Genomic DNA, 25,797 nt, shown 5'->3' on the forward strand with positions numbered 1-25,797 from the left:
TCTGCAGGTCTTTAAATATTTGCAACAAAGTGGCTTTAGCCAAAATATGGCTTATCAAACTTATACCTACAAGGTTTTTGAAACCTTGCAGGAAAATAAAGAATGTGCTTTAATTACTAAAACCCGCGTTAAGGATTGAAACGGCATCCTTTTTTGTTTTTCTCAAAAAAGATATAGTGGAAAGCCTGTTAAAACGCCCAAAAACAAAACATCTCGATACAATTTTGTAAAAAAATAAAATCACTCAATGGGACAGTATGAAAAATATGATGTCAGTTAGAGTGAAATTTACTTCATTTTTTCTTGTAACACAATAACTAAAAAAGTTCAAATTAATGAAAAGATTCTGCTGTTATAAGATTCCTCAATCGTCTAAAAAGACTCATTTCAGAATGACAGAAAAAAAAGAAAAACCCTTTCAAATTAATGAAAGGGTTTTCAGGTATTATGAGATTTCTCAATCGCCCAAAAAGGCTCATTTCGAAATGACAGAATAATTTTATGAATTCAAGTTGCTACTAAAAACCAACAACTAAAACCTAAAAACTATTTCTAGTATCTATAGTGTTCTGGCTTATAAGGACCATCTACAGTTACACCAATATAAGAAGCTTGTTCTTCGCGTAATTCTGTTAATTCAACACCGATTTTTGCTAAGTGTAATTTTGCTACTTTTTCATCTAAATGTTTTGGTAACATGTACACTTCGTTTTCATAAGCATCTCTGTTTTTCCAAAGTTCTATTTGTGCCAAAGTTTGGTTTGTAAATGAATTACTCATTACAAAACTTGGGTGACCTGTTGCACAACCTAAGTTTACTAAACGACCTTCTGCTAATAAAATAATGTCGTTTCCAGCAATGTTATATTTATCAACCTGAGGTTTAATAGTGTCTTTTGTATGACCGTGATTACCGTTTAACCAAGCCATGTCAATTTCATTATCAAAATGCCCAATGTTACATACAATAACCTTGTCTTTCATTGCTTCGAAATGACGACCTTGTATAATATCTTTGTTTCCTGTAGTTGTAATAATAATGTCTGAATTACCAACAACAGTTTCTAATTTCTTAACTTCAAAACCGTCCATTGCAGCTTGTAAAGCACAAATTGGGTCGATTTCTGTAACCGTTACAATAGAACCAGCTCCTTTAAATGATGCTGCTGTACCTTTACCTACATCTCCGTAACCACAAACAGTTACTCTTTTACCTGCTAACATAATATCTGTTGCTCTACGAATTGCATCTACTGCAGATTCTTTACAACCATATTTGTTATCGAATTTAGATTTTGTAACAGAATCGTTTACGTTAATTGCTGGCATTGGTAAAGTTCCTGCTTTTACTCTTTCGTAAAGTCTATGAACTCCTGTAGTAGTTTCTTCTGATAAACCATTGATTCCTGCAGCTAATTCTGGGTATTTATCCAAAACCATGTTTGTTAAATCTCCACCATCATCTAAAATTAAATTTAATGGTTTTCTGTCTTCTCCAAAGAATAAAGTTTGTTCTATACACCAGTCAAATTCTTCTTCTGTTAAACCTTTCCAAGCGTAAACCGCTGTTCCTGCTGCTGCAATTGCTGCTGCTGCTTGGTCTTGTGTAGAAAAAATATTACAAGAACTCCAAGTTACTTCTGCACCTAAAGCTTGTAAAGTTTCTATTAAAACTGCTGTTTGAATTGTCATGTGTAAACACCCTGCAATTCTAGCTCCTTTTAAAGGTTGCTCGTTTTTGTATTCTTCTCTTAAAGACATTAATCCTGGCATTTCTGCTTCTGCCAATAAAATTTCTTTTCTCCCCCAATCTGCTAAAGAAATATCCTTAACTTTGTTTGGTACGTAAGCTAATTTAGTGCTCATATTATGTATATTTATATTCTAATTTTTCGAACTGCAAAGTTACGACATCCATTTTAAAAAAGTATGCCTCTTTACAAAAGTTTAACGATTAACGAAAACACCAAAGTATTTATTTGGAAAATTGATGAATCCTTTAATGAATTAAATAAGAACGTTTTACTTTCTGATAAAAGCCAAATTCGTTTAGATAGTATGAAATCTGACTTACACCAAAGAGGTTTTTTAAGTGTCCGTCATTTATTAAAAGAAGCAGGCTATTCTGATGCTGATTTAATTTATGATGAATTTGGAAAACCGCATTTAAAAGATGGAAAGTATATTTCTATTACCCATTCTTTTACTTTTTCTAGCTTAATAATTTCTGATGATTTACCTGTTGGTATTGATATTGAAATGCAACGTGACAAAATATTAAAAATTGCACACAAGTTTACGCACGTTAAAGAGTATGTTACCATTGCTAATCACAATGCCTTAATTAGTAAATTAACCATTGTTTGGGGAGGAAAAGAGAGTTTGTATAAAATTTACGGAAAGAAAAAATTACGCTTTTTAGAAAATATTTATATTGAAGATTTTAAGTTTTCTGATGCTAAAACTACGGGAGAAATTAGATATGAAGGAAAAACGATGTCTTATAATATTGAGTTTCTAGAGTTTGAAGGCTTTACGTGTGTCTTTGCTTATTAAAAGGGCTAAGATTTAAAATAGTGGAATTACTAAAAATAAAATAATCTCCTTTTTAAAAATCCGGTACAGAGTCAATTTTCTAGGTATTACTATAAAACATATAAATCCAAATAGATCTAGAAAGTCTTAGATTAAAGGTACTTAATAAAATAATCGTTGTAATTGCTAAAAGTGCAACAGTTATGTAAGAGAAATCTAATATAAACTTAAATAAAACCATACCTGCTATCATTTCTGCCGATATAAGTGCATAAGTTACAAACATAGCTCCAAAAAAGAAACCTGGTTCTTTCTCGAATTTAAAATGACACTCGCTACAAGTTGTATACATTTTAGGAGATCTAAGCAGAAGAAGATTCCCTAATTCGCTATACATTTTCCCTTTTTTACAATTAGGACATTTACATTTTAACATATCAATTACATTTGCCATACTCTCTAATTTAATAATATAACAAAATTAAGTTGATAAAACTACATTTACCATATAGTATAATCGCCATTTTTTGTACTTTTAGGACATTCTTATGAAAATACCTGTTTTAAAAATTGATCAATTTAAAGAATCTGAATCTTTAAAGGATTTGTATGTCAATTCTTTTTCAAACCATTTGGAATTGAATAAGAAGTTAATTGACAAACCTCACAGTCATAATTTTTACTTATGTGTTCTTTTTACCGGAGGATTTGGTACGCATGAAATTGATTTTAATTCTTACCAAGTAAACCCAGGCAAGGTTTTCTTTTTAAAACCTGGTCAAACTCATTCTTGGCAGTTTGATACAAAACCAGAAGGTTTTATCTTTTTCCACTCTCAAGAATTTTATGAAATAAAATTTTTAGATCATACCCTTCACTCGTTTCCATTTTATTATTCGAATCAGAATCCGCCTTTCTTAGAATTGTCTCCATTAAAAATAGATGTATTAAAACTAAAGTTTGAAGAAGTGTACGCAGAATATCAACAACAAAACTTGTTAAGAGAGTTAAAAATAATAAACCTTATAAATAGTATTTATATAGATTTAACAAGGGCTTACACTGCAGATGTTAATTTAGAAAAACTCGTTTCTACTAGTTATTCAATTATACTAGAAAATCTAGAAAACTTAATACACCAACATTTTTATAAAGAGAAATTACCTAAATTTTATTCCGATCAATTAAACATCACCACCAAACACCTTAATAGAGTTGTAAAAAAAGCACTGAACAAAACTACAAGTCAATTAATTTCTGAAAGAATTATCTTAGAATCTAAAAGATTAATTATTCATTCCGGAAATAATTTAGCTGCTATTGCAGATACACTTCAGTTTTCTGATTACGCCTATTTTTCTCGATTCTTTAAATCTAAAACTGGTTGTACGCCAATGGATTTTAGAAAAAAATATACTTTCTAAATAGACAATTAGTACAACTTGTAAAAACAGATCACTTTAATATTAATCTGCTTGTAATTTCTTATTTTCGCAGTTGTGAATATTTATAAGAACATTTTACTAGCAAAAAAAGAAGGCAAAAAACTGTTAGCAGTTTTAATCGATCCAGAAAAGATTGATCTAAAAAACATCGTTTCTTTTTTTGAAAAAGTACATCAATCTATAACAACGCATATATTTGTTGGTGGTAGTACAGATAAAGATAACGTAACGGATACAGTTGTTGCGGCAATTAAAAAAACAACGCATTTGCCTGTTGTTCTTTTTCCTGGTGATGTAAAACAAATCTCTCAAAAAGCAGACGGAATTCTATTTTTAAGTCTACTTTCTGGCAGAAATCCAGAATATTTAATTGAACAACAAATAAGAAGTGTCCCTTTTTTGAAGGATTCTTCTTTAGAGATTATTTCTACAGGATATATCTTAATTGATGGCAAAAAAGATACAGCTACCCAAAAAGTAAGCAACACAAAACCAATTGCGCAAGAAAACACCGAACTCATTTTAAACACCGCTTTAGCTGGCGAATTTTCTGGTAAAAAACTAATTTACCTAGAAGCCGGTTCCGGAGCGACTGAGGCAGTCAGCCATAATATTATCACTGTTGTGGGTGAGAATTTAAACATTCCTTTAATTGTTGGTGGCGGAATTCGTTCTAAAAAACAATTAGAAACCGCTTTTAATGCTGGTGCAGATTTAGTGGTTATTGGTACTGCTTTTGAAAATGATGAAGCGTTTTTTAATCAACTTAAAAAATAATACGCTTTAATATTTCCTCACTGTTTGTTATTTCTACGCTAGGAAAAATCTCATAACAGTGATCCCACAAAACTGAACCACAAACTTGTCATTTCGAAGTATTGAGAAATCTCAGAACAGTGATAACACAACAACAACAACAACAACAACAACAACAACCAAGCTTTATGTGATTTCTCCCAAAAGGTCGAAATGACAAAACTGGGTGCAGCAAAAACTGAACGCAAAAAAAACACAACAATTGTCATTTCGACGTTAGGAGAAATCACATAACAGTGATAACACAACAACAACCAAACCTTATGAGATTTCCTCCCTAAAGTTCGAAATGACACGATTATCTTTTTTAAAGTAGTTTTAAATGAATTACACTTTTACGTTTACTAATAAAAACTGAAAAGATTACATTTACAACTTCAAATAAAACTCAATGTCAGAAATTATCGATTTCCTTTTCGGACAATACAAAACTTATTCTACTATAGATATCTCATTAGAAATTATTGCTATAATATTCGGTTTCTTATCTGTTTGGTACTCTAAATTGAATAAAATATGGGTTTTTCCTACAGGAATGATTAGCACGCTTATTTTTGTGTACCTACTTTATAAATGGGAACTTTTAGGGGATATGATGATCAACGCTTACTACTTTATAATGAGTGTTTATGGCTGGTATATTTGGACTTGTAAAAGCGATGGAGAACATGAAACGCCTATTTCTAGAACTACTTTAAAAGAAAAAAAGCTAAGTGTTCTTATATTTATAGCAACGTTAATTTTTGTTTACGGAATTTATACGTATTTCGAAAAATGGACTAGTTGGACGGCTTATGTAGACACCCTTACAACGGCAATTTTCTTTGTTGGTATGTGGTTAATGGCAAAACGAAAAATAGAAAATTGGATTTATTGGATTGTTGGAGACATTATTTCTGCTCCTTTGTATTTTTATAAAGGGTTTACTTTTACGAGTTTTCAATATTTAATATTTACTTTTATAGCGATATCTGGTTATTTAGCATGGAAAAAGAACTTAAACAAGACCCAATTAACATCGTAAAAGTGGTGCTTTTTGGACCAGAATCTTCAGGAAAAACTACACTTTCTCGTCATTTAGCACGTTATTACCATACGGTTTGGGCACCAGAATTTGCACGTGAATATTTACAAGAAAAATGGAACAACGAGCGTAAAACGTGCGAAAAAGAAGATTTACTTCCTATTGCCATCGGACAAATGAAATTAGAAAATTCTTTAGCAAAAAAGGCTGATAAAATTTTAATTTGCGATACCGATTTACTAGAAACCAAAGTATACTCAGAAGAGTTTTATGGTGGTTTTGTTGATGAAAGACTAAACGAAGCAGCAAGCGAAAATCAATATGATTTATATCTGTTAACGTACATTGATACACCTTGGGAAGAAGATGATTTACGAGACAGACCAGAATTGCGTTTAGAAATGTTTAATGCATTCAAAAAATCTTTAATAGATAACAACAGACCCTATATTTTATTAAAAGGCGATAAAGAAACGCGCTTAAGGAATGCAACAGAAGTTATAGACAAAATAATTGCTAGTAAAAATGATTTGCATTCTTTCTCTGATTCTTTACAAGATGTAGACCTGCATTTTATGCATCAAAACACAAATGATCTTGGCACTCCTTTTGAGTATTAAAAAAATAGAAAAAAGAAGTTAGAGAATAGCCCTAAGAAGCTCGTCTATTTTCTTTTATCTATATTCTAACATCTATTTTTAGAACATGAACAAAGAAAACATACTAAAAGAACTTAATTTTAAAGCCATTAGAAGCTCTGGAGCTGGTGGACAACATGTAAATAAAACATCTTCTAAAATTGAATTAACTTTCGATTTAGAAAACTCTCTTTCTCTTTCTGATAACGAAAAAGACCTTTTAAAAATCAAACTTTCAAGCAAGTTAACAAAAGAAAATAACCTCATCTTATTTTGTGAAGAAACACGTTCTCAGCACAGAAACAAAGACTTAGCAATCAAACGGTTTTTAGAATTATTACGTGTCAGTTTAATTCGTCCGAAAAAAAGAAGACCTACAAAACCAAGTAAATCTTCTGTTCGAAAAAATGCAGAAAAGAAAAAGAGAACTTCTGTAAAAAAAGCATTGAGAAAAAAACCAGGATTAGATTAATCAACTATTAATAATCTCGCTATTTCAAGTAATTCTTTCTTTTCATCTAAAGTTCTATCCAACGGAAGTTGGGCTAAACCAATTAGCCTTCTCATAATTTCAATTCCTGTTATTTGCAAGAAAAGACGTTCATCAAACTTTAATGTATACGCTTTTTTAACAGTAGAAATTAATATTTTATTTCCGGTTGCCATTACCATATGTGCCGCCATAACTCCCAAATCGAATTCTGGAAAACCTTTAAAACTAAATTCTGGGTCAATTACAAATACATCATCTTCTTTGGTCATCCAACTACCAGGATAATAATCTCCATGTAGTAAAGTTGTTCCTTCCGATAAATAACGCTCTCCAACCAAAGCAATTTGTTCTTTTAATTTTTTATCGTTTTTATAAGTTTGTGACACTTCTTCTAATCCATCTTGAATGGTATCTAAAGAAAAACCATTATCAACAGCAAAAGGTAAAACAAATATATGTTGATGATTTAAAGCTCGTAATTCTTTATTTTCTGGATACGTGTTAGAAACATCACTTTTATGAATATTAGAAAGAATATCTACCAAAAGTTGAATTGATTCCGTTTCGATAACACGATTTTTATACACAAGACTCATGTCTTCGCAATTCCCTAAATCTTCTAAAATTAATACATAATTTTTTGCATCATAAGCAAGAACTTCAGGAATATGAGAAGTTACAGCAGGACTTTCAATAGCTTTATAAAACTGATATTCTACATCAATTCTATCTTCTGGTGCAGGAATATCTTGATATTTCTGTACAAAAGGACGCGATTGTTTTACAATAAAATAACGCTGATTGGTTTTTACACGCAACACCACATTCATATTTCCTTCTCCTGGTTTTTCTATGAATAAAATTTCTTCAGACTCCTTTAAAAAATTGATTTCTAATAATAATTCTTTAATTATTTTAAACGATGAATTTATATCGATATATTTCATATTACAATTTATTAAGGTGGTTCCAAAAAGCCTTTTCCATTGCTTTTTTATCTAAATCTGTGTACACACCAATAGTTCTTTTTGTGTTTTCTTTTGGGGTTTGTAAAGGCGTTATTGTTGCATATTCTGGGTTTATTAAAGCCTCAATAATTGCAACATCCCACATTACCCATTTTTTCTTTTTAGGATCTTTTTTTGTCCACCAACGATTGTACGTATCCCAACGATTTACTAAGATGTCTTTAATTCCGCCTTTTCCTTTTAACTGCTTATCTATCGTTTTTTTCTTAAACACTAAATGCTGAGAAGTAGTTGCTGTCATTACATTAAACTCTAAATCAACCGTATTTAAAAGCACATCCACTGCAAGTGGATCGTTACCAGAATTGAACTCTTTTTTGTTATACGTATTTGTTTTTACCGTGTGCCAAAAACCAAGATAATTTACTCGGATTTTAGAAATTATAGAAGGATCTTCTAAAATTGCAGAAGCAACATTGGTACAAGAACCTAAAATAACCAAATCTAACTTTTCGTTACCTTTCATTTCGTGCGCTTTTTTAATAATAAATTTAGAAGCTTCCGAAGGAGATGGTGTTGTCATAGACGCTAACGGAACATTACTACCTAAAGGCAATTTAATTTCTGGGCGGTTCATCACTTTAATGATTTGCTCATTAATAGCCTGACTTTCACCAACCGTATTATCCGTTGCTTGTGGCGATGTATGAAACTGTGCAGAAGTAATCCCTAAAAGATGAAGTGCAGGTTCATCTATAGCACGAACCAGCGCAAAAAGATCATCTACTTCATTTGCGGTGTCTGCATCAATAATTAAATGTATCGGTTTTTGTTGTGCTTCTGCAAAGGCAGAAACCAACAAGAAGAGTATAAATGTGTATATCGTTTTCATGTAATTTGTCATTATATAATGATGTTTTATATTTCGATTGTAAACCCACATTTTTAAAGTATAAATTATGGGTTTACCTCTCTTTATTTCTAATTTAAAGATTAAAAAGTTAATCTTTTTCCCACCAACCTTTACTATTAATATTGTCTCCACCAATCCTTTCTGCAGCTTCTTTATAATTAGCGTTATTAGAAGCTTGTTCAGATTCTGGATACAAATAACGAACTGGGTAACGATCTTGATTAAAATTATCTGGACCAGCTACTAGATTAGGAATTCCTGTTCTACGAACATTAAACCAAGCTTCATGACCTACAGAAATTAAACTCAACCATTTTTGAGTCATAATTTTTGTGATATCATCTTCACTTCCGTCTAAAGCAATAGCAGTTCTTGTAAAATAATCTGCAGGCATTTCTGTGTTATAATAAGCAAAGCTAGCTGCAATTCCGTTTTGGTAATATGTATTTGCATCACCAGAAATAAAACCTTTTACAACAGCTTCTGCCAAAGCAAATTGAGTTTCGGAATATTGCATGTATTGTGCATCTACGCCATTAGGAGTATCTCTAAAAATACTTCCGAATAAAGAAATATTATTTAAGTCTACACCACTCGCGGCAATACTATTATTCGATTGTCCGTTTAATAAACCATGAAATTCTGCGGTTGTATTAGCAGTTGCATTTGTAGGTTTGTATAAAACTGCCATTCTAGGATCGTTCCAAGATTTTAAAATTTCTTCTACAGTAATCGTCATGGTATGTTCATTATTAATACCAGAAGCTGCATTAAATAAAGGAAACTGATTTGGAGATGTACTTAAATAAGGAAGAACCGCATTATCATTGTTAGATTGCATGATGTTACCAGAATCTGCCAAAGCTTGTAAGTCTGAAAAATCACTTAAACGTTTACTAATACGCACTAAATAACGAACTTGTAAAGAGTTGGCAAATTTTATCCATTTACTTAAATCGCCATTAAATAAAACATCTCCATCAATAATAGCATTGTTGTTTTCTAATGTTGCGGCAGCATTTTTTAAAGTAGCCAAAATACCTGTTTCAGGATCTGTATAAATACTTTCTTGCGTATCGTATTTAGGAGAAAAAACACCATCAACAGCTCCTAAAGCTTCAGAATACGGAACATCATTCCATAAATCGGTAAGTTGAGAGAATAAATAACTTTTCATAATATCACCAACCGCATTATAAGCACTGTTTGTAGTTTCTGAATTTTGTATAGATTCAATATCAGAAAGTAAACCAAAAATAGCATTCCAATAGCCACTATTAGACCCCATTTCATAACGATCAATACGTTCAAATTCAATACTAGCCGAAAATTGAGCTAAATAATTGGCTTGTCTAAAGCCTTGGTCGTAGGCATTTAAATCAGAAGAAACTGAAAGAACATTGGTTAATAAAAATTGCGGAGCAACAGATTCTGGATTATTATTATTTGTATTAATTTCTTCGAAACCGTTAGTACACGCAGTAAAAAATGTACTAAAAACGAAGATTGCTAAAAATATATTTTTATAATTTTTCATTTTCTTAAAATTCAGTTTTAATACTAATTCCGAAACTCCTTGTAGATGGGTATGAGAAATCTTCAACACCTTGTGTTACACTTTGTCCTTGTAAAGCATTTAGTTCTGGATCAAAGTGAGGGTTTTCTGTAAATAAGAATAAATTACTCCCTGTTAAACCAATTTTTATTTTTTGGAAACCAATTCTATTGACTAAGTCTTTATTAAACTTATAATAAATACTTAGTTGTCTTAATTTTAAATAAGAACCATCATATAATGCACTTGCTTCATTACCACGATCAAAAAAGCTATTATTGTATGTTTGTGCAGAAACATTAGTTGTGTTTGCTACATACTGTGGAGCTGCATCTGTACCTATATTAACCACACCATTACCTACAATACCTGTTTCTCTACCTATTAAAGTTTCTTTTAATACACCAGAAGTACTTCCTAAAGCTTTAGTTCTTGAAACGATTGTTCCACCTTGTCTCCAGTCGAATAAAAAGGATAGGTTTATATTTTTATAGGTGAAGTTATTATTAAAACCTACTTGAAAATCTGGATTATAATTTCCTAATAAGCGTAAATTAGGATCTTGTACAGGTAGACCATTAGCATTGTGAAGAATCTCTCCATCAATTTCTACAAAACCAGTACCAAACATATCTCCAACTCTACCACCTTCTTGGGCAATATAAAAAACACTATTAGAACCGCCAGAACCAGAAAACACGTCTGCAGAACCTGTTACAAATTGATCTACTCCTTCTGGTAATTCTGTAACAATACTTCTAGAAGTAGAAAAATTCACAGAATTTTCCCATTTAAAATCTTTATTCTTAATTAGAATACTACTCAATAAAATTTCTAAACCTCTCGTACGAACTTCTCCTCCGTTTATGTTAAAATTACCGAAACCACTCGCTTGAGAAATAGGACTAGATATAATTTGGTCTACACTCGTATTTTGATAAGCAGAAACATCTACCTGTAATCGATTCTTAAAAAACCAAGCCTCAACACCCGTTTCTAGAGCATTTAATCTTTCTGGTTTTAAATTGGAATTCTTTAGTACATTCTCATTGGTTACGCGAAAATTGGTTCCGTAGTTCTGATTTAATAAAAAGTTCTGATTGTTTTGATAAGGATCTGTATCATTACCAACACTTGCACCACTAAAACGAAGTTTTAAGAAAGAGATTGCTTCTGGTAATGTCACTAATTTACTAATTACAGCACTTACGCCGGCAGAATAATATCCAAAAGAATTGTTATTGGCAGGTAAAGTACTACTCCAATCATTTCTATAAGAAACATCAAAATAAAGAGCATCTTTATAGTTTACATTACTAGTAGCATATACACTATTTATTCTTTTAGTAAACGTATTACTTTCTGCAACCAAAGCAGCTTTAGAGTTTGCAAGTGTAAAAATATCTGGAATAGCTAGTTGAGGTGCTAAAGTATAACTGTACTCAATTTCTTGATCAAAACGGTTAGCACCTGCACTTACGTTGTATTTCCAGTTTTCATTAATTACATCATCATAAGAGATTAATACATCTGTGTTTAATTCTTTAAAAAACACGTTGTCTTCTCTATAAGATCCTTCTAAATTTGCATTGGTACTTACAGCACGTCTAAATTCTCGCTTATCATTATAAGTATCTAAACCAGCACGTACGGTTGCAGTTAATTTGTCTGTAATATTGTAAACAGCGGCAGCGTTTCCTAAAAATCTGTTTTTATTAAAACTGTTAGTGTTTTCAAAAACAGTTAAATAAGGGTTTGTTAACCAGTTGTAGTTAATATCAAAATGCTGAGAACCTTCTTGTCCTGCTTGCCAATAATTTTTAAAGGAGTTAACATTTGCTTGTCTACCTGTCCAATTAAAACCATAAAGAGGATTTTCATATCCGTATCCTAAATTAGGACGGTTTCCACTTCTTGTATTAATATAATTAACAAAAGCATTTACATGTAACTTTTTGTGTAATTCTTGGTTTAAACTTATAGAGATACCATCTCTTTTTAAATCGGTATTTGGTACAATTCCTTCGTTTATTAAATTACTATACGAAAACCTACTACTTCCTTTATCGCCAGAAGAGCTAATAGCAATATTATTTTGCTTCGTAATTCCGGTTTTAAAAAAATTACGCACATTATTAGGATTAGAAACCCAAGCAGTAGGTGTAATAGGCGTTAAAGTTCCGTCTGCTTGTGTTCTTGCAATAACGTCTCCAGCACGAACTGTATTTCCGTTAATATCTACAGATGGACTATCAAATTGATTGATTAAAAGGCCTTGGTCTAAACGCGGACCATAACTACTTAAACCACCATCGTTAACACCAGCACCAGCACCGTTTTGAAATGAATATTGACCATTAGAACCACCACCATATACATTTTGATAATCTGGCAGGGTTAATAAAGTTTCTATGGTTAAAGAGCTATTAATGCTAACACCTAAACCTTTTTTCTTTTCACCTCTTTTGGTTGTAATTAATACCACTCCGTTAGCCGCTCTTGCACCATATAAAGCCGCAGAACCAGCTCCTTTTAAAATAGAGATAGAAGCAATATCATCTGGACTAATTTCAGATGCGCCATTACCATAATCTACTTCTTGTAACGAACCGTCGTTTACTAAATCACTTGTAATTTGCTCATTACTAATAGGTACACCATCTACAACAAATAAAGGTTGATTGGAGCTGCTTAAAGAATTCTCTCCACGAATAACAATACGAGAAGAAGATCCTACACCAGAAGAACCATTGGTAACTTTTACACCAGCAACTTGTCCTGCAAGGCTATTTACCACGTTCGTAAGCGTAACTTCTGTAAGAGCCGCAGGTTTTATAGTGGTTACGGAAGATACTAAAGATTGTTTTTCTCTTTTAATTCCTAAAGCAGTAACAACAACTTCGTTTAACGTTTCTTGCTGAAATGAAGCCGGAAATAATAACAATCTGACTACAGATTCTTCATTAGAACGCACATCTACCCTATCGGAAATTGTGGTTCCGTATGTTTTATTTCCATCAAAAATAACTTGATAACCGTTTGCTACGGCAATGGAATTAAAAGAGGCTTTACCTACTTCGTTTGTGGTCTTTTTAACTTCATAACCTTGTTGATCATTCACAAGAGTTACAGTTATATTTTTAATTGGTTCTTTGGTATTATAATCTATGGCGTATACCACAAGACCTTCTTGAGCACTTAGGCTAATAGTAAATAGCGCAAGTAACCCGAAAAATAAATTTTTCATTAGTTTGAGTTAAAATATGTGTAAAATAATAAGTCCTGTTTTATTTACAGGAAATTGTACTTATAGTTAATTACAAACCAATGGAGGTCCTTTATTGTAAGGCAGCTTTAAAGAAGCTTCTTTAAATTTTTGTAAAATATATTTGCATGCTCTTAAAATTACTACTTGTAGGTTTTGTAATAATTTAAGTGCTTTTATTTTTAGAAAAGAAAGTGCTGCTATGTTTTTAGAAATATCTAACTCTTCATCTAAATCGTATAAATAAGGAAGTGTAGCAGTGGTTATTTCTTTTGCTGATAAAAGTGTTTTTAACTCTTTATATAATGTTGATGACTCCCAAGGAAGTGATAGAAATTCTGATGCATTAAATTGATCTTTATGCAAACCTAAAAGATAGAAACCACCATCATAAGAAGGACCAACAGGTACTTTTTTACTATTAACCGAATCTAATGCGGTACGAAGATGTTTTTTTTCTAAACTTAAAGTATCGTTACCAACGGTTATAACATTAGTATAGCCTTTATTAAAAATCTCGGAAATGGTGTTTACATACCGTTCTCCAAAATTATTTCCTTTTTGATCTTTCTCTGTATAATGAAAATAATCTACACCTAAAGAACTAACTTTTTCTTTAATTAAAGCATTCAGTTTGCTAGCCGTATCCTTTTTTTGAAGGAAAGGCTTACGTAAATTTTCGGCTTCTTGCGAAAGCGAAAAGATAAGAATAGCAGTTTTAGAATGTTTTAAATTGATCAAAAAAAATATTTTAAATTGTAACAGTCGTAATTATATATAGCAAATTACAAAAGCTAAAATAATAAATAAGATGATATATAATTTAAATTTACTCTTTACCCAATAATACTTTATCCAATTCTTTTTCTAAATCATCATTATATTCTACTTTTTTTAAAACTTTCCCTTCTTCGCTTATAATAAAAGTAATTGGTATGGATGATATATCATATTGTAATGCAACCGGATCAATATTAATCTTAGTTAGTTTAGAAAAATTTGGCCAATTTATTTCTAATTTATCACTTGCATTTTTCCACATTTCTCTTCTTATATCAAATGAATAACTTACAATCTGAAAATTTTTGTCTTTGTATTTTTCTATTAACGAAGGAAATTCTTCTTTTATTTGTTTTATACACGGAGGACACCAACCTGCCCAAAAATCTAAAAGCACTACTTTTCCTTTAAAATCACTTAATTTTATTTCTTCTCCGTCTAAGTTTTTTCCGATAATATCTACAATATCATCTCCTTCTCTAACTGGTTTTATATGTAAAAAATCATCCAATATTTTTCCGTAACTAGATTTTTTTAGTTCTAAAGGAAGTTGACTGAAATAATCTTCTAGTTTTTCTTTTTTTAAATCAAACCTGTAATCTAAGATTTCTGATAAAGAAAAATAATTATTAGGATTCTCGAATAGAAATTTAGTAGAAGTATTTGTAATTGAATCTCTATATGCTTTATATGCTTCTTCTGAAATAAGTTTTTTATTAAATTTTTTATACGTTTCTGCTTGCCTGTCTCTAAAAGGCTTCAAAAGTTTTTCATGACGAAGTGCAATTTTATTTGTTTCACTACCTGTAATAATTTTACTAAAGTCATTATTTTTTTCTAATAGTTCTTCTTTAGAAGAATTTATCGTAATTTTTTTATTTTCTAACCAAAAACCAATAGATACATCAGAAATATAAATACCAACAGGTGTAGGATCATTTAATTTTCCTTTAAAAGTAAATTTATTATTTATGATGATTGTAGAATCTAATTCTTTCCAAGTGTTAGAATTAAATAAAAGTACTTTTGTACTGTCTTTTAAACCTGTAATATCTGCTTCTACAATATAACCACTTTGTTTTTTTTGACAAGATATTAAGCCAATTATAAGACATAAAATTACAATACTTTTTTTCATTTTGATGATTTTGGTTTTCTAAAGATAGAAAAAAACATTAACTACTAATTACAATTTTATTTTAATAAAGTTAGCAAACAAATGTAGCCCTGATTGAACGACATGTTTGAGCTCTTTTTTATCCCTTTTTAGGATAAAAAAAGCGAGTAGTGAAAGCAGGAAATAGCTTCAAAAAAAAAAGCTTTTGTTATTCTTTATGTCAAAAAACTGAGGTAATTTTGCAGCGTTCTCATAAAGGGGTGCTTTTTAGTTGGCAGTTTCAGTTATTAGTTTTCAGTCTCAACAGACTTTTTATACTTTTAACGATATAAACTTTCAACTTTTTAAGGCTGAGATCATACCCAATGAACCTAGAACAGATAATGCTGTTTAGGGAGGCGATAATCGCCATTTTGCATAACACATCGTTATGTAGCGTAAAACAATTTAACTGAAAATTATTTTGTTCTTATTTTACATAAATGATAAACACTAATTATTCAACATAAATCACAAGAATAATTACCTCTTTTTATTCGTTTTAAATTATTTTAAAATGAAAAAAATCACATTTTTTTTATTCTTGTTTGCAGGTATATTTGCAAACGCCCAGTCGCTTACTTTAAAAGGAAAAGTAGTAGACGAACACAATGAATCTTTGCCAGGAGCCACTATTTTGGTGAAAGAAAACAACAAAGGAACTTCTACCGATTTTGATGGAAAGTTTCAATTAAATCTACTAAAAGGAGACTACACCATTCAGGTTTCATTTATTGGTTACAACACCGTTTCTAAAGAAATTCATTTAGACAAAAACAATGAAATTGAGTTTACTTTAGTTCCAAATGCCACGGTTTTAGAAGAAGTTTTGGTTTCTGCAGTTCGTGTAAATGCTGATGTGCCAGTAACATTTTCTAATCTTTCTAAAAAGGAAATCGCAACCCGTAATTTAGGTCAGGATATTCCTATTCTGCTTAATTATATGCCTTCTGTGGTTTCATCATCAGATGCTGGTGCAGGTGTTGGTTATACCTACATGAGTGTGCGTGGTTCTAACGGAGAAAGAATTAATGTTACCGTAAACGGAATACCGTATAATGATGCTGAAAGTCACGGTTCTTTTTGGGTGAATTTAGGAGATTTTGCTTCTTCTACAGAGAATTTACAATTGCAACGTGGTGTAGGAACCTCAACCAATGGTTCTGGTGCTTTTGGTGCGAGTTTAAATATTTTAACAGATGCTGTTGCCGAGGAAGCTGGTGGAGAAATATCCAACTCTTTTGGTTCTTACGGAACTAGAAAACATACCGTAAAATTTACAACAGGTAAAATTAACGACCACATAGAAATTGCAGGTCGTTTGTCTAATATTTATTCTGATGGTTATGTAGATAGAGCAAGCTCTGATATAAAATCGTACTATTTACAAGGTAGTTATACCGATGAAAACACATTGATAAAAGCGGTTACTTTTGGTGGAAAAGAAGTTACGTACCAAGCTTGGGAAGGTTTAACGGCAGATCAACTTAAAGAAGATAGAAGACAGAATCCTTATACGTATGAGAATGAAGTGGATGATTATGACCAAAACCATTACCAATTACATTGGAATGAAAAGTTAAACGAAAACTGGTCTACTAATTTAGCGTTGAACTATACAAAAGGTGCTGGATTTTTTGAGCAATACAAAGCAGATACAGAAGTAATTAGTGATTTAGATGAAGACGGTACATTAGATTTTGATAATTATAATGGTATCTTAGAAGGAACAAAGATAAAAACTGTAGAAAATGAAGACGGTAGTACTTCTTTAATACCGATTACAGATGCTATTGTAAGACGTTGGTTAGAAAACGATTTTTATGTAGTGAATTTTAACACCAATTACAAAACGGATAAACTGAATCTAATTTCAGGAATTTCATATTCTAATTATACAGGAAACCACTTTGGTGAAGTAATTTGGGGAAAAGAGTTTACAGATACCGCAAGCATTAGAGATCAATATTATTTTTCTGACGCTAAGAAAACAGATTTTTCAATCTTTGCAAAAGCAACTTTTGATATTAGTGAGAAATTATCTGGTTATGCAGATGTACAAGGACGTTTTGTAAATTATGAAACCAAAGGAATTACTTCTAAAAGAGCTCCAATTGACGTAGATGCAAACTTTAATTTCTTTAATCCGAAGGTAGGTTTAACCTATAAAATTAACGACGATAATAATTTATATACTTCTTTTGCAGTTGCAAATAGAGAACCAAACAGAAACGATTTTGAAGCTGGCGTTACCACACATGAAACTTTAAATGATTTAGAATTTGGTTGGAGATTTAAGTCGGAGAACTTTAAATTAAACTCCAATATTTATTATATGAATTATAAAAACCAGTTGGTATTAACTGGTGCTTTAGATGATGTTGGCGCGCCTGTAAGAGCGACTTCTGGAGACAGCTACCGTTTAGGTTTAGAAATAGATGCAGATATTAGGGTTTCAGATCAATTTTCTATAAAACCGAATGTTGCTTTTAGTTCTAATAAAAACAGAGACTTTTTTATTACGAGAGATGCAAACCCAATTCCGCAAGCATTAGGAAATACAGATTTGTCTTTTTCTCCGGATATTATTGCAGGAAACATGTTTATTTTTAAACCAATAGACAATTTACAGTTCTCTTTCTTATCTAAATTTGTTGGCAAACAATACATGAGTAATTTTGGAAGTGCTATTTCTGATAACGATGTTTTAAACGATTATTTTACGTCTGATTTTAATATTGTGTATCAAATAACACCAAACAAAGTATTTAAATCGATTGTATTTTCTGCTTTGGTAAATAATATTTTTAATACAGAATATGTAGACAGAGGTTATTATTACACGTATGATTATACTGATAATGGAAATACAGTTACTGGTGACGGAGCAGGTTATTACCCACAAGCTACTAGAAACTTCTTAGTTGGCGTTACCTTAAAGTTTTAATCGCAGGGCGATAACCAAGGATTTATTCTCTTATCCTTATATCGAGGTTTTTGATTAAAACTGACTAAAAAAATAAACAAAACGAGCATTTTCTATTGAAAATCGCTCGTTTTTTCGTATATTGTAGATTCATGAGAAATTCTTCTTTTTACATCGAAAATAATACGAGCATTTATTCTTTTGATTTTTGTCTTTTAAAAAATCATTCTGATAAATTCATCACGACTGCTTTCTAGTTTTTCTACTTCTTAATTTTTTAAAGGAAATTATGTCCTTTGTCATCTACAATTTTATAAAAAAGTGTTTTTACACTTCTTTAAATCTATATATATGAAAATAATTAAAGTTCAAAGAAAAACTAAATATCAAAAATACTATTCGTCTGCTATGGGAACTCTAAATTCTAGAGTAACGTACATTAAAAAGTATTTTTTAGGAATTCCTATTAAAACGATCCATCAATACAGAGAAACATATTATGGAGAAATGAAAACGTGTGATGATTGCAATCTATTTATTTAAAATTAATCTACAAAAACCAGAAACAATATATGAGACAACTTAAAATTGTAAAACAAGTAACCAATCGTGACGCCAAATCTTTAGAGAAATATTTTCAAGAAATTAGTAAAATTGGGCTAATAACTGCTGATGAAGAAGTAGAACTAGCTTTAGAAATAAAAAAAGGAGATAATAGAGCGTTAGATAAACTTGTTACCGCAAATTTAAGGTTTGTTGTTTCTGTTGCAAAACAATATCAAGGACAAGGTTTAAAATTGTCTGATTTAATAAACGAAGGAAATTTAGGTCTTGTAAAAGCTGCAAAACGTTTTGACGAAACAAGAGGTTTTAAATTTATCTCTTATGCCGTTTGGTGGATTCGTCAATCTATCATGTCTGCTTTGGCAGAACAATCTCGTATTGTACGTTTGCCTTTAAACAAAATTGGTAGCATTAATAAAATACGTAAAATATATGCTCGTTTAGAACAAGGAGAGCAAAGAATGCCTACTAATAAAGAAATTGCGAAGCAGTTAGACATGACTGAAGATGAGGTAGAGCAATCTTTAAAAAATTCTGGTAAACATGTATCTATGGATGCACCTTTTAAAGAAGGAGAAGATTCTAACTTATACAACGTATTACAGTCTGACGAGTCTCCTAGACCCGACAAAAACTTAATGAAGCAATCTTTATCCATTGAAATAAACAGAGCCTTAGACACGCTTTCTAACAAGGAAGCAAAAGTGATAAAAATGTTTTACGGCATTAATCTTCCTAGTTCTTATAGCTTAACGGAAATTGGAGCAACGATTGATTTATCTAGAGAGAGAGTCCGCCAAGTAAAACAAAAAGCAATTAGACGCTTACAACATCAATCTAAAACACATCTTTTAAAAACATATTTAGGATAAACTTTTGTTTACTTATTGAAATTACTTTTTAAAATCTCAAGCTTTTGCTTGGGATTTTTTTTGGTTAAAACCCACATTAAGATGTCCTTTATGTAAGTAATTACTTTTAATTTACAAATTCCTATTGTATTCTTTTCCCTTTATATCATCAATAAAAAAACAAAAGTAAATCAGTAAAAAAAGAGCTACAATTTCATTTTTTAGTAATTTTACCACAAACAAAATTTGAACTTAAAATATTTGTTCCAACGATTCTTACTTTTAAAATAATAAGGAATCTTTTACTTTTTAGGTGACATTTACAATACTCGAATCAAAAAATAATTGATTTATGATACCGTTTAATATATCTCATAATAAACATCTACGATCTACAGATGAGAGTACAAAAAATTTCAAACTGTTATTTTATGCTTTATTAATTGGAATTCTTGTAGGCCTTTTTGCAGGTTTGTTTAGGCTTAGTCTAAGTTATACTGAAAGCTTTAGAGAAAGCTTATTTAAAAATGCAGTAACTGGTGATATAGTAAGCTGGGTATGGCCTATTTTATTTGCTATTACAGCAATTAGTATCGCATTATTTTTAGTTCGAAAATTTGCTCCAGAAGCATCAGGGAGTGGAGTGCAAGAAATCGAAGGTGCTTTAGACGGCGTGCGTCCAATGAGATGGAAAAGGGTAATTCCTATAAAATTTATAGCCTCCTTATTTTCTTTAGGAAGTGGGTTATTATTAGGTAGAGAAGGTCCAACAATTCAATTGGGAGCTAATATTGGTAAAATGATTAAAGATACTTTTGGTGAAACCAGTCTTGAAAATAATCCTTTAATTTCTACCGGAGCTGCTGCAGGACTTGCAAGTGCTTTTAATGCTCCTTTTGCGGGTATCATTTTTGTAATAGAAGAAATGCATGGACATTTTAAGTTTAACTTTTATTCCGTAGCATCCATTATGATTGGTGCTGGTTCAGCAGATTTTATAGTACGTATTTTAGTAGAATCTAAACCCACTATACAAATGATGGTGTTCCCTAGTCCTAATATTTATAGTTTATGGTTATTTATTATTCTAGGTTTAGTTTGCAGTATTATTGGTTTAATTTACAACAAAGTACTAATTCTATCTTTAAATTTTTTCCAATTTTCTAATAAATTACCAATCCTTTATACAGGTATTTTTGTGGGATCTATTATTGCTATTATCGGTATTTTCTCTCCAGATATGATTGGTGGTGGTTACGAAACCATCACAAAGGTGTTAGACAATTCGTTTACTTTATTATTTTTAGTTTTTTTATTTACGGTAAGACTACTCTTATCTTTTTTTAGTTACAGTTTAGGTGTGCCTGGAGGTATCTTCTTACCCATGTTAACACTAGGTGTAATATTAGGTGTGCTATTTGGTATTAGCATGCAACAATTATTTCCTGATTTAATTTCTCATCCTGGAATTTTTGCCATTGCAGGAATGGCTGGTATTTTTTCGGCAACTGTTAGAGCACCCCTAACAGGCCTAGTATTAGCCATAGAAATGACATCTAACTATGAGTTAATATTACCTTTAATAATCACTACAGTTACTGCATCTGTATTTACAATGCTACTAGGAAACAAACCTATTTATACAACCTTGTTAAAACGTACTTTAGCAAATACAGTGGAACAACCTTAAGAAATAAAAAGACACTTATAGAGAATTAAAACAACATTAAATTAGTGACAATATGATAAAATATCACAAAAAACAATGACTTATAAATACTATTCAGCTTCCAACAACAACACAATTTTATTAAAATCTGCCGCACTATTAATTACAGTTCTGTACTCTTCATACATGTCAACTTCAATACTGTTTTCTTTATAATATTCGTTAGCAGTTACAGTTAATGTGTTTCCTTCTAATTGATAAGAAGATTTAAAAAAGAACAATTCTTTTCCGTCTTTCACATAGGAGTTATTAATATTAATATCGTCTAAATTGGTAATTTTATAGCCCTCAGGAATATGCAATGTTAAGGTTCTATTATAACCTCTATGAAACTGCCCTTCTAACGGTAAAACCCTTTCTTTTTCTTGGTACATTTCTATTTGTTGTCCAATTAAATCGCCTAACTTAAACAAATATTTTCTTCCTGCTTTTTCTACAAAACCTTCCGTAGTAAAATCTACTTTTATCTGTAAAGGCTTTATTCCGAACAATTCTGCATCGGCATTTATTAATTCTCTTTTTTCTACATCAAAATCATACGTCATGCTTTCTACAAAACTATCTACCAAGTCATTTCTAGCATCTTCACCTTGAATTAAATGCATAAAAGGCTGAATATTCATGGCGTAATATCCGCTGAAAGCTCTGTCTAAATGAACGGTATTTTCGGTTAAATTATCCTTATTAAAATCGATGGTTACCTTCATCACATCTAAAACCTCATCAACTTTTACAGGCTCTATATATGCAATTCTTCCGGTAACCGTTTTCTGATCTCCAACAACACCTTCCTTCAAAAATAGTCCGTAATTATCTGTTACATAAGGCAACGGAAAACCATATCTTGTTCCGGATGCATTTGGAGACAAATACTTTTTTGATGTAGGAAAATACAGTAAAAAGTCCGTTAAAAAATTTGTTGCTTCAAACTCTGGGTCGAATTTTATTTCATTTCTATCCGTTGTTATCACCAACTCATGTTCTATATTTAAGGTTCTTAAAACAGCAATATATAGTTTAATAACTCCGCTTTCATTGGCTACTTGCGTTTTTAAAATAAGGTCTAAATCTTGCAAGTCTTCATTAAAAGTATCCTGCGAAAACACGGTCGATTTTATATAAAAATCTAATTTTCTAATAATACTTTCTTGATCTGCATTTTTTGGCAACGCTAGTTCTTTTATAAAATCCTTTAACAACTCCTTTGTTTTTTCGGAATATTCCGGATAATAAGAAGCATATACATTCTGTGCAATATTGCTATAAGAGATAATATCTTCGTCCATATTATCTACATTTTTATCCATTTTATAAACAATAAAACCTCTCGAAGCATTATAAGGAGCTTGGTATTCGTTTTCTAATTTTTCTACCTTAGAAACATGTAATTTATAATGTATTTTATCTGTACTTAATGTATCTTTTTCTACATCTGGTAAATTATTATAGCTCTTAAATTTAAACAACAAATTACTTGGCGAGTACAAATCGAACGCTACTTGGTCTTTATAATACCCATCTTGAATGTAAATTTTATTTCCGGTATAACTTGGTGGTCTTTTTACCACATACATATACTCTATAAAACTACCTTTTGTAATGCCTTCTAAAGCAAAATATTTATAAGTATTACCAGTTTCTTCATCTTCAGCTGTAAGAATTTTAGATTTATCTAAGTTGATGATTTTTCCATCGGGAGTAATCACTCTTGCTTTATTCACTTGCATTTCTGCTTCGGATGAAAACGGCAAATATATTTTGTTATACTCCTCAATTGCATCATCAGAATTTAGCCATAAAACTTTGTGTTCTAAATAGAATTCTACTAAATCTTCCTCTTGAAAATAAAATTCTGTCACTGTTTTTTCTTTAACAGCAATCATGTCTTCAGAAATTTCTTTATCTACTTTATAACTCGGATTTACCTCCCAATCATAGCTTTCAAAAAAGGGTTTTTCTTGCGCTATCGCAATCTGAAAAGCAAATAATAAGGCAATTAATAGGTGAATTTTATTCTTCATCATTCGTTTATTTAAAATCATGTCTTATTTGTCTCCATCAATTTATTTCAGGGTCTTAAAATAAAAAATCGTTATAGGAGATTCTGAAATAAATTCAGAATGACACCTCATGATTATTGGTCAATTCGTTTTGTTCTTATTCTTTTTTTAAAACTACAATTTCTTTATAATTTCTTTCAATTTTCTGAATCTCTTTATTTACTTCTTTTTGTTGTTCTGTTGATAAAACTAAGAAGTTTAACTCAATTTCATGATTGTAAATTACTTCATTTTCTTTTACTTGATAGGTAATTTTAGAAATTAATAAATCATTAGAAACTGTTATTGATTCTGGCACATAATCTACTTTATAACCTTCAGGAATTTCTAATATAGTAGTATACTTATAGTATTTTTGATATTCGTATTCAATGGCGTTTTCTCTATTTTTATCTGTTTTATAAAAAGAAATCTCTTTATTAAAATTTAGGTTGATGTAAATTTCATCTCCTAAATTTTTGGCATAATTCTTAATTTCAAAATCGTAATCTACTATAAAATCATTGTCGTAATGATATTTATTGGTTTCTTTAAAATTATTAATCTGAAAGGTATTATTCCCTTTTCCAAACACATTTTTATAGAATTTTTTCAACTTCGTTTCTGAGTCTCCAGTTTCTAACGTATGAAAAATATCAATTTTTGGATACCCAGAAATAGTAGTTTTAGAGGATCCAATAACCTTGCCGTTTTCAATTTTAATATTAGTTACATCTATAATTGCATTTTCTTTAGCGGCGATAATTGGTACCTTTTTAATCTTAAAATCTTTTCCATAGCCCACCAATGCTTCTTTTCCTTGAATAAAAGAAGTTGGCATTCCGAATTTTATATACCGACCAGTGGCATCTAAATAATAGGTTTTATCATTGTTTTCATAAGAAAGAATCATGTGATTGTCTACAACTGGCGTTGGAATTTCATTGTAAGTATAAGGAATGCTTCTGGTACCAATCCATGTTAAATTTCCTTTTATGCCTGCAATTGCTAACATGCTGTATAAAATGCTCGAATTGTCTTTACAATCGCCATATTTTTTTCTAAAAACGTCATTAGATTCTCTCGGAATAAATCCGCCTAAAGCATACTCAAAAGCTATGTATTTTATATTTTGTTGTGTCCAATAATAAATAGCCTTTACCTTTTCTAAATCGTTTTTTTTATCTGCCGTAATTTTAGATACCAAAGCCACCAGTTCTGTACTTGGAGCTTCTGTATTTACATTCTCTACCATAGAATAATACCAATTATACAAATCTGCAACTTCACCTAATAATTTCTTGTTTTCATTCTTAATTTTATAAGAAGTAATAATAGGAACGATGTGTGGTAAAATGGTTTTATAACTTGGTGTATTAGACTCATATTCATATTTCGGTTGGTTGTTTAGCGTCCAACTATAAATTACCTTCTTTCCTTTTTTTTCTTTATGGAATGTAATTTCAGCATCAGAAATATTAAATTCTTTAAACTCTAAAGAGATATCTTCATCAGCAATAATGGTTACTTTATTTTGTTCCACAGGAAAATAATCACCAAAATAAAAGGGTGTTAAAAAACGAGGGTTTTTAATTTCTTGACTATATTTCAACCTAGATTTCGACCCTTTTTTTAAGTTAGCATATACAAAGTTTAACAGTTTAGAATCATCATGAAAAGACTGATTCAATTCATCTTTTTCTGTAAATTTTTCTACTTTATTTTCTATATATTCATTATTATCAAAAGAAAAAGAAGAAGCTTCTATATTCTTTAGTTCGAAAAATGCAGAGAAATTTAAGGTGTTTTTAGAATTATACGTTGCAGCATCGTTTAAATACAAATCTTCTTCAATAAACTCTTGCTGTATTTGTAAACTATCATTTACAACCGTTATTGTAATACTAGTTTCTTGTTGTAAACGGACTCTTCCATCTTCTGGATGCAGTTTCTGATACTTTAAATATTCAGCAGAAAACTGAGCATTTAAGCTTGTTACAAACAATAAAAAAAATGCAATGAAAACGGATTTATAAATACTCAAACTTCTCTATTTTTTTATAAAACTAAAATACAAAAAAGAGAGAACAAAAACCCAAT

At 30.6% G+C, this 25,797-nt stretch carries 20 protein-coding genes; 10 read left to right on the forward strand and 10 right to left on the reverse strand.

The genetic code is table 11. The features are described 5' to 3' along the window. Window positions 1-552: 552 nt before the first annotated feature. The gene (gene ahcY, locus GQS58_RS13395; protein WP_166386734.1) at window positions 553-1,866 is read right to left on the reverse strand and encodes an adenosylhomocysteinase; all 1,314 of its coding nucleotides are present in this window, start codon (window positions 1,864-1,866) and stop codon (window positions 553-555) included. A 63-nt stretch (window positions 1,867-1,929) separates the two neighbouring features. On the opposite strand from ahcY, the gene GQS58_RS13400 reads away from it, so the two are divergent. Beyond that, complete coding sequence (locus GQS58_RS13400; RefSeq protein WP_166386736.1) at window positions 1,930-2,556, forward strand: 4'-phosphopantetheinyl transferase family protein; 627 nt, start codon at window positions 1,930-1,932, stop codon at window positions 2,554-2,556. Window positions 2,557-2,635: 79 nt separating this feature from the next. On the opposite strand, the gene GQS58_RS13405 is transcribed toward GQS58_RS13400, so the two are convergent. Beyond that, a complete protein-coding gene (locus GQS58_RS13405) occupies window positions 2,636-2,989 on the reverse strand; it encodes a DUF983 domain-containing protein (protein WP_166386738.1) in 354 nt (117 codons plus the stop codon). Window positions 2,990-3,083: 94 nt separating this feature from the next. Here GQS58_RS13405 and GQS58_RS13410 point away from each other — a divergent pair, with 94 nt between their 5' ends. From GQS58_RS13410 to arfB, 5 genes are all read left to right on the forward strand, one after another. Next, window positions 3,084-3,959 carry a helix-turn-helix domain-containing protein gene (locus GQS58_RS13410; RefSeq protein WP_166386740.1) on the forward strand — a complete coding sequence of 292 codons (876 nt, stop codon included), beginning with the start codon at window positions 3,084-3,086 and terminating at the stop codon, window positions 3,957-3,959. Window positions 3,960-4,034: 75 nt separating this feature from the next. After that, window positions 4,035-4,757 (forward strand): geranylgeranylglyceryl/heptaprenylglyceryl phosphate synthase, encoded by a 723-nt coding sequence (locus GQS58_RS13415; protein WP_166386742.1) that lies wholly within the window; start codon window positions 4,035-4,037, stop codon window positions 4,755-4,757. A 430-nt stretch (window positions 4,758-5,187) separates the two neighbouring features. Further along, complete coding sequence (pnuC, locus tag GQS58_RS13420) at window positions 5,188-5,820, forward strand: nicotinamide riboside transporter PnuC (protein WP_166386744.1); 633 nt, start codon at window positions 5,188-5,190, stop codon at window positions 5,818-5,820. Next, window positions 5,781-6,440, forward strand: a complete 660-nt coding sequence (locus GQS58_RS13425; RefSeq protein WP_166386746.1) for an AAA family ATPase — start codon at window positions 5,781-5,783, stop codon at window positions 6,438-6,440. Before pnuC ends, GQS58_RS13425 begins: the two co-directional genes overlap by 40 nt. A gap of 85 nt (window positions 6,441-6,525) precedes the next feature. Next, window positions 6,526-6,930, forward strand: coding sequence for an alternative ribosome rescue aminoacyl-tRNA hydrolase ArfB (gene arfB, locus GQS58_RS13430; protein ID WP_166386748.1), 405 nt, complete (start codon window positions 6,526-6,528; stop codon window positions 6,928-6,930). Here the strand turns inward: arfB and GQS58_RS13435 are convergent. The 6 genes from GQS58_RS13435 to GQS58_RS13460 all read right to left on the reverse strand — a co-directional run bounded on the left by GQS58_RS13435 (window position 6,927) and on the right by GQS58_RS13460 (window position 15,570). Continuing rightward, entirely contained in the window at window positions 6,927-7,898 is a 972-nt protein-coding gene (locus GQS58_RS13435) for a phosphotransferase (protein WP_166386750.1), read from the reverse strand. The genes arfB and GQS58_RS13435 overlap by 4 nt on opposite strands. A gap of 1 nt (window position 7,899) precedes the next feature. Continuing rightward, entirely contained in the window at window positions 7,900-8,811 is a 912-nt protein-coding gene (locus tag GQS58_RS13440) for a nucleoside hydrolase (protein WP_166386752.1), read from the reverse strand. A 109-nt stretch (window positions 8,812-8,920) separates the two neighbouring features. Continuing rightward, window positions 8,921-10,369 carry a SusD/RagB family nutrient-binding outer membrane lipoprotein gene (locus GQS58_RS13445; protein ID WP_166386754.1) on the reverse strand — a complete coding sequence of 483 codons (1,449 nt, stop codon included), beginning with the start codon at window positions 10,367-10,369 and terminating at the stop codon, window positions 8,921-8,923. Between the two features lie 4 nt (window positions 10,370-10,373). Beyond that, entirely contained in the window at window positions 10,374-13,634 is a 3,261-nt protein-coding gene (locus tag GQS58_RS13450; protein ID WP_240914622.1) for a SusC/RagA family TonB-linked outer membrane protein, read from the reverse strand. A gap of 66 nt (window positions 13,635-13,700) precedes the next feature. Then, window positions 13,701-14,393 carry a DUF2064 domain-containing protein gene (locus tag GQS58_RS13455; RefSeq protein WP_166386756.1) on the reverse strand — a complete coding sequence of 231 codons (693 nt, stop codon included), beginning with the start codon at window positions 14,391-14,393 and terminating at the stop codon, window positions 13,701-13,703. 88 nt (window positions 14,394-14,481) lie between these two features. Further along, window positions 14,482-15,570: a TlpA disulfide reductase family protein gene (locus GQS58_RS13460; RefSeq protein ID WP_166386758.1), complete on the reverse strand. Its 1,089-nt coding sequence runs from the start codon at window positions 15,568-15,570 to the stop codon at window positions 14,482-14,484. A 535-nt stretch (window positions 15,571-16,105) separates the two neighbouring features. Here GQS58_RS13460 and GQS58_RS13465 point away from each other — a divergent pair. The 4 genes from GQS58_RS13465 (at window position 16,106) to clcA (ending at window position 21,619) form a co-directional block, all read left to right on the forward strand. Then, window positions 16,106-18,535, forward strand: a complete 2,430-nt coding sequence (locus GQS58_RS13465) for a TonB-dependent receptor (RefSeq protein ID WP_166386760.1) — start codon at window positions 16,106-16,108, stop codon at window positions 18,533-18,535. Between the two features lie 330 nt (window positions 18,536-18,865). Next, window positions 18,866-19,057 (forward strand): hypothetical protein, encoded by a 192-nt coding sequence (locus GQS58_RS13470; protein ID WP_166386762.1) that lies wholly within the window; start codon window positions 18,866-18,868, stop codon window positions 19,055-19,057. A gap of 29 nt (window positions 19,058-19,086) precedes the next feature. After that, window positions 19,087-19,950: an RNA polymerase sigma factor RpoD/SigA gene (locus tag GQS58_RS13475; RefSeq protein WP_166386764.1), complete on the forward strand. Its 864-nt coding sequence runs from the start codon at window positions 19,087-19,089 to the stop codon at window positions 19,948-19,950. A 331-nt stretch (window positions 19,951-20,281) separates the two neighbouring features. After that, on the forward strand, window positions 20,282-21,619 hold the full coding sequence (clcA, locus tag GQS58_RS13480) for a H(+)/Cl(-) exchange transporter ClcA (protein WP_166386767.1): 1,338 nt from the start codon (window positions 20,282-20,284) through the stop codon (window positions 21,617-21,619). 89 nt (window positions 21,620-21,708) lie between these two features. Here the strand turns inward: clcA and GQS58_RS13485 are convergent, their stop codons facing one another. After that, complete coding sequence (locus GQS58_RS13485) at window positions 21,709-23,682, reverse strand: DUF3857 domain-containing protein (protein ID WP_240914623.1); 1,974 nt, start codon at window positions 23,680-23,682, stop codon at window positions 21,709-21,711. Window positions 23,683-23,815: 133 nt separating this feature from the next. Continuing rightward, window positions 23,816-25,741 (reverse strand): DUF3857 domain-containing protein, encoded by a 1,926-nt coding sequence (locus GQS58_RS13490; RefSeq protein ID WP_205860438.1) that lies wholly within the window; start codon window positions 25,739-25,741, stop codon window positions 23,816-23,818. Window positions 25,742-25,797: the final 56 nt, after the last annotated feature.

The sequence above is a fragment of the Polaribacter sp. 11A2H genome (genome assembly GCF_011379025.1).
Taxonomy (GTDB): Bacteria; Bacteroidota; Bacteroidia; order Flavobacteriales; family Flavobacteriaceae; genus Polaribacter.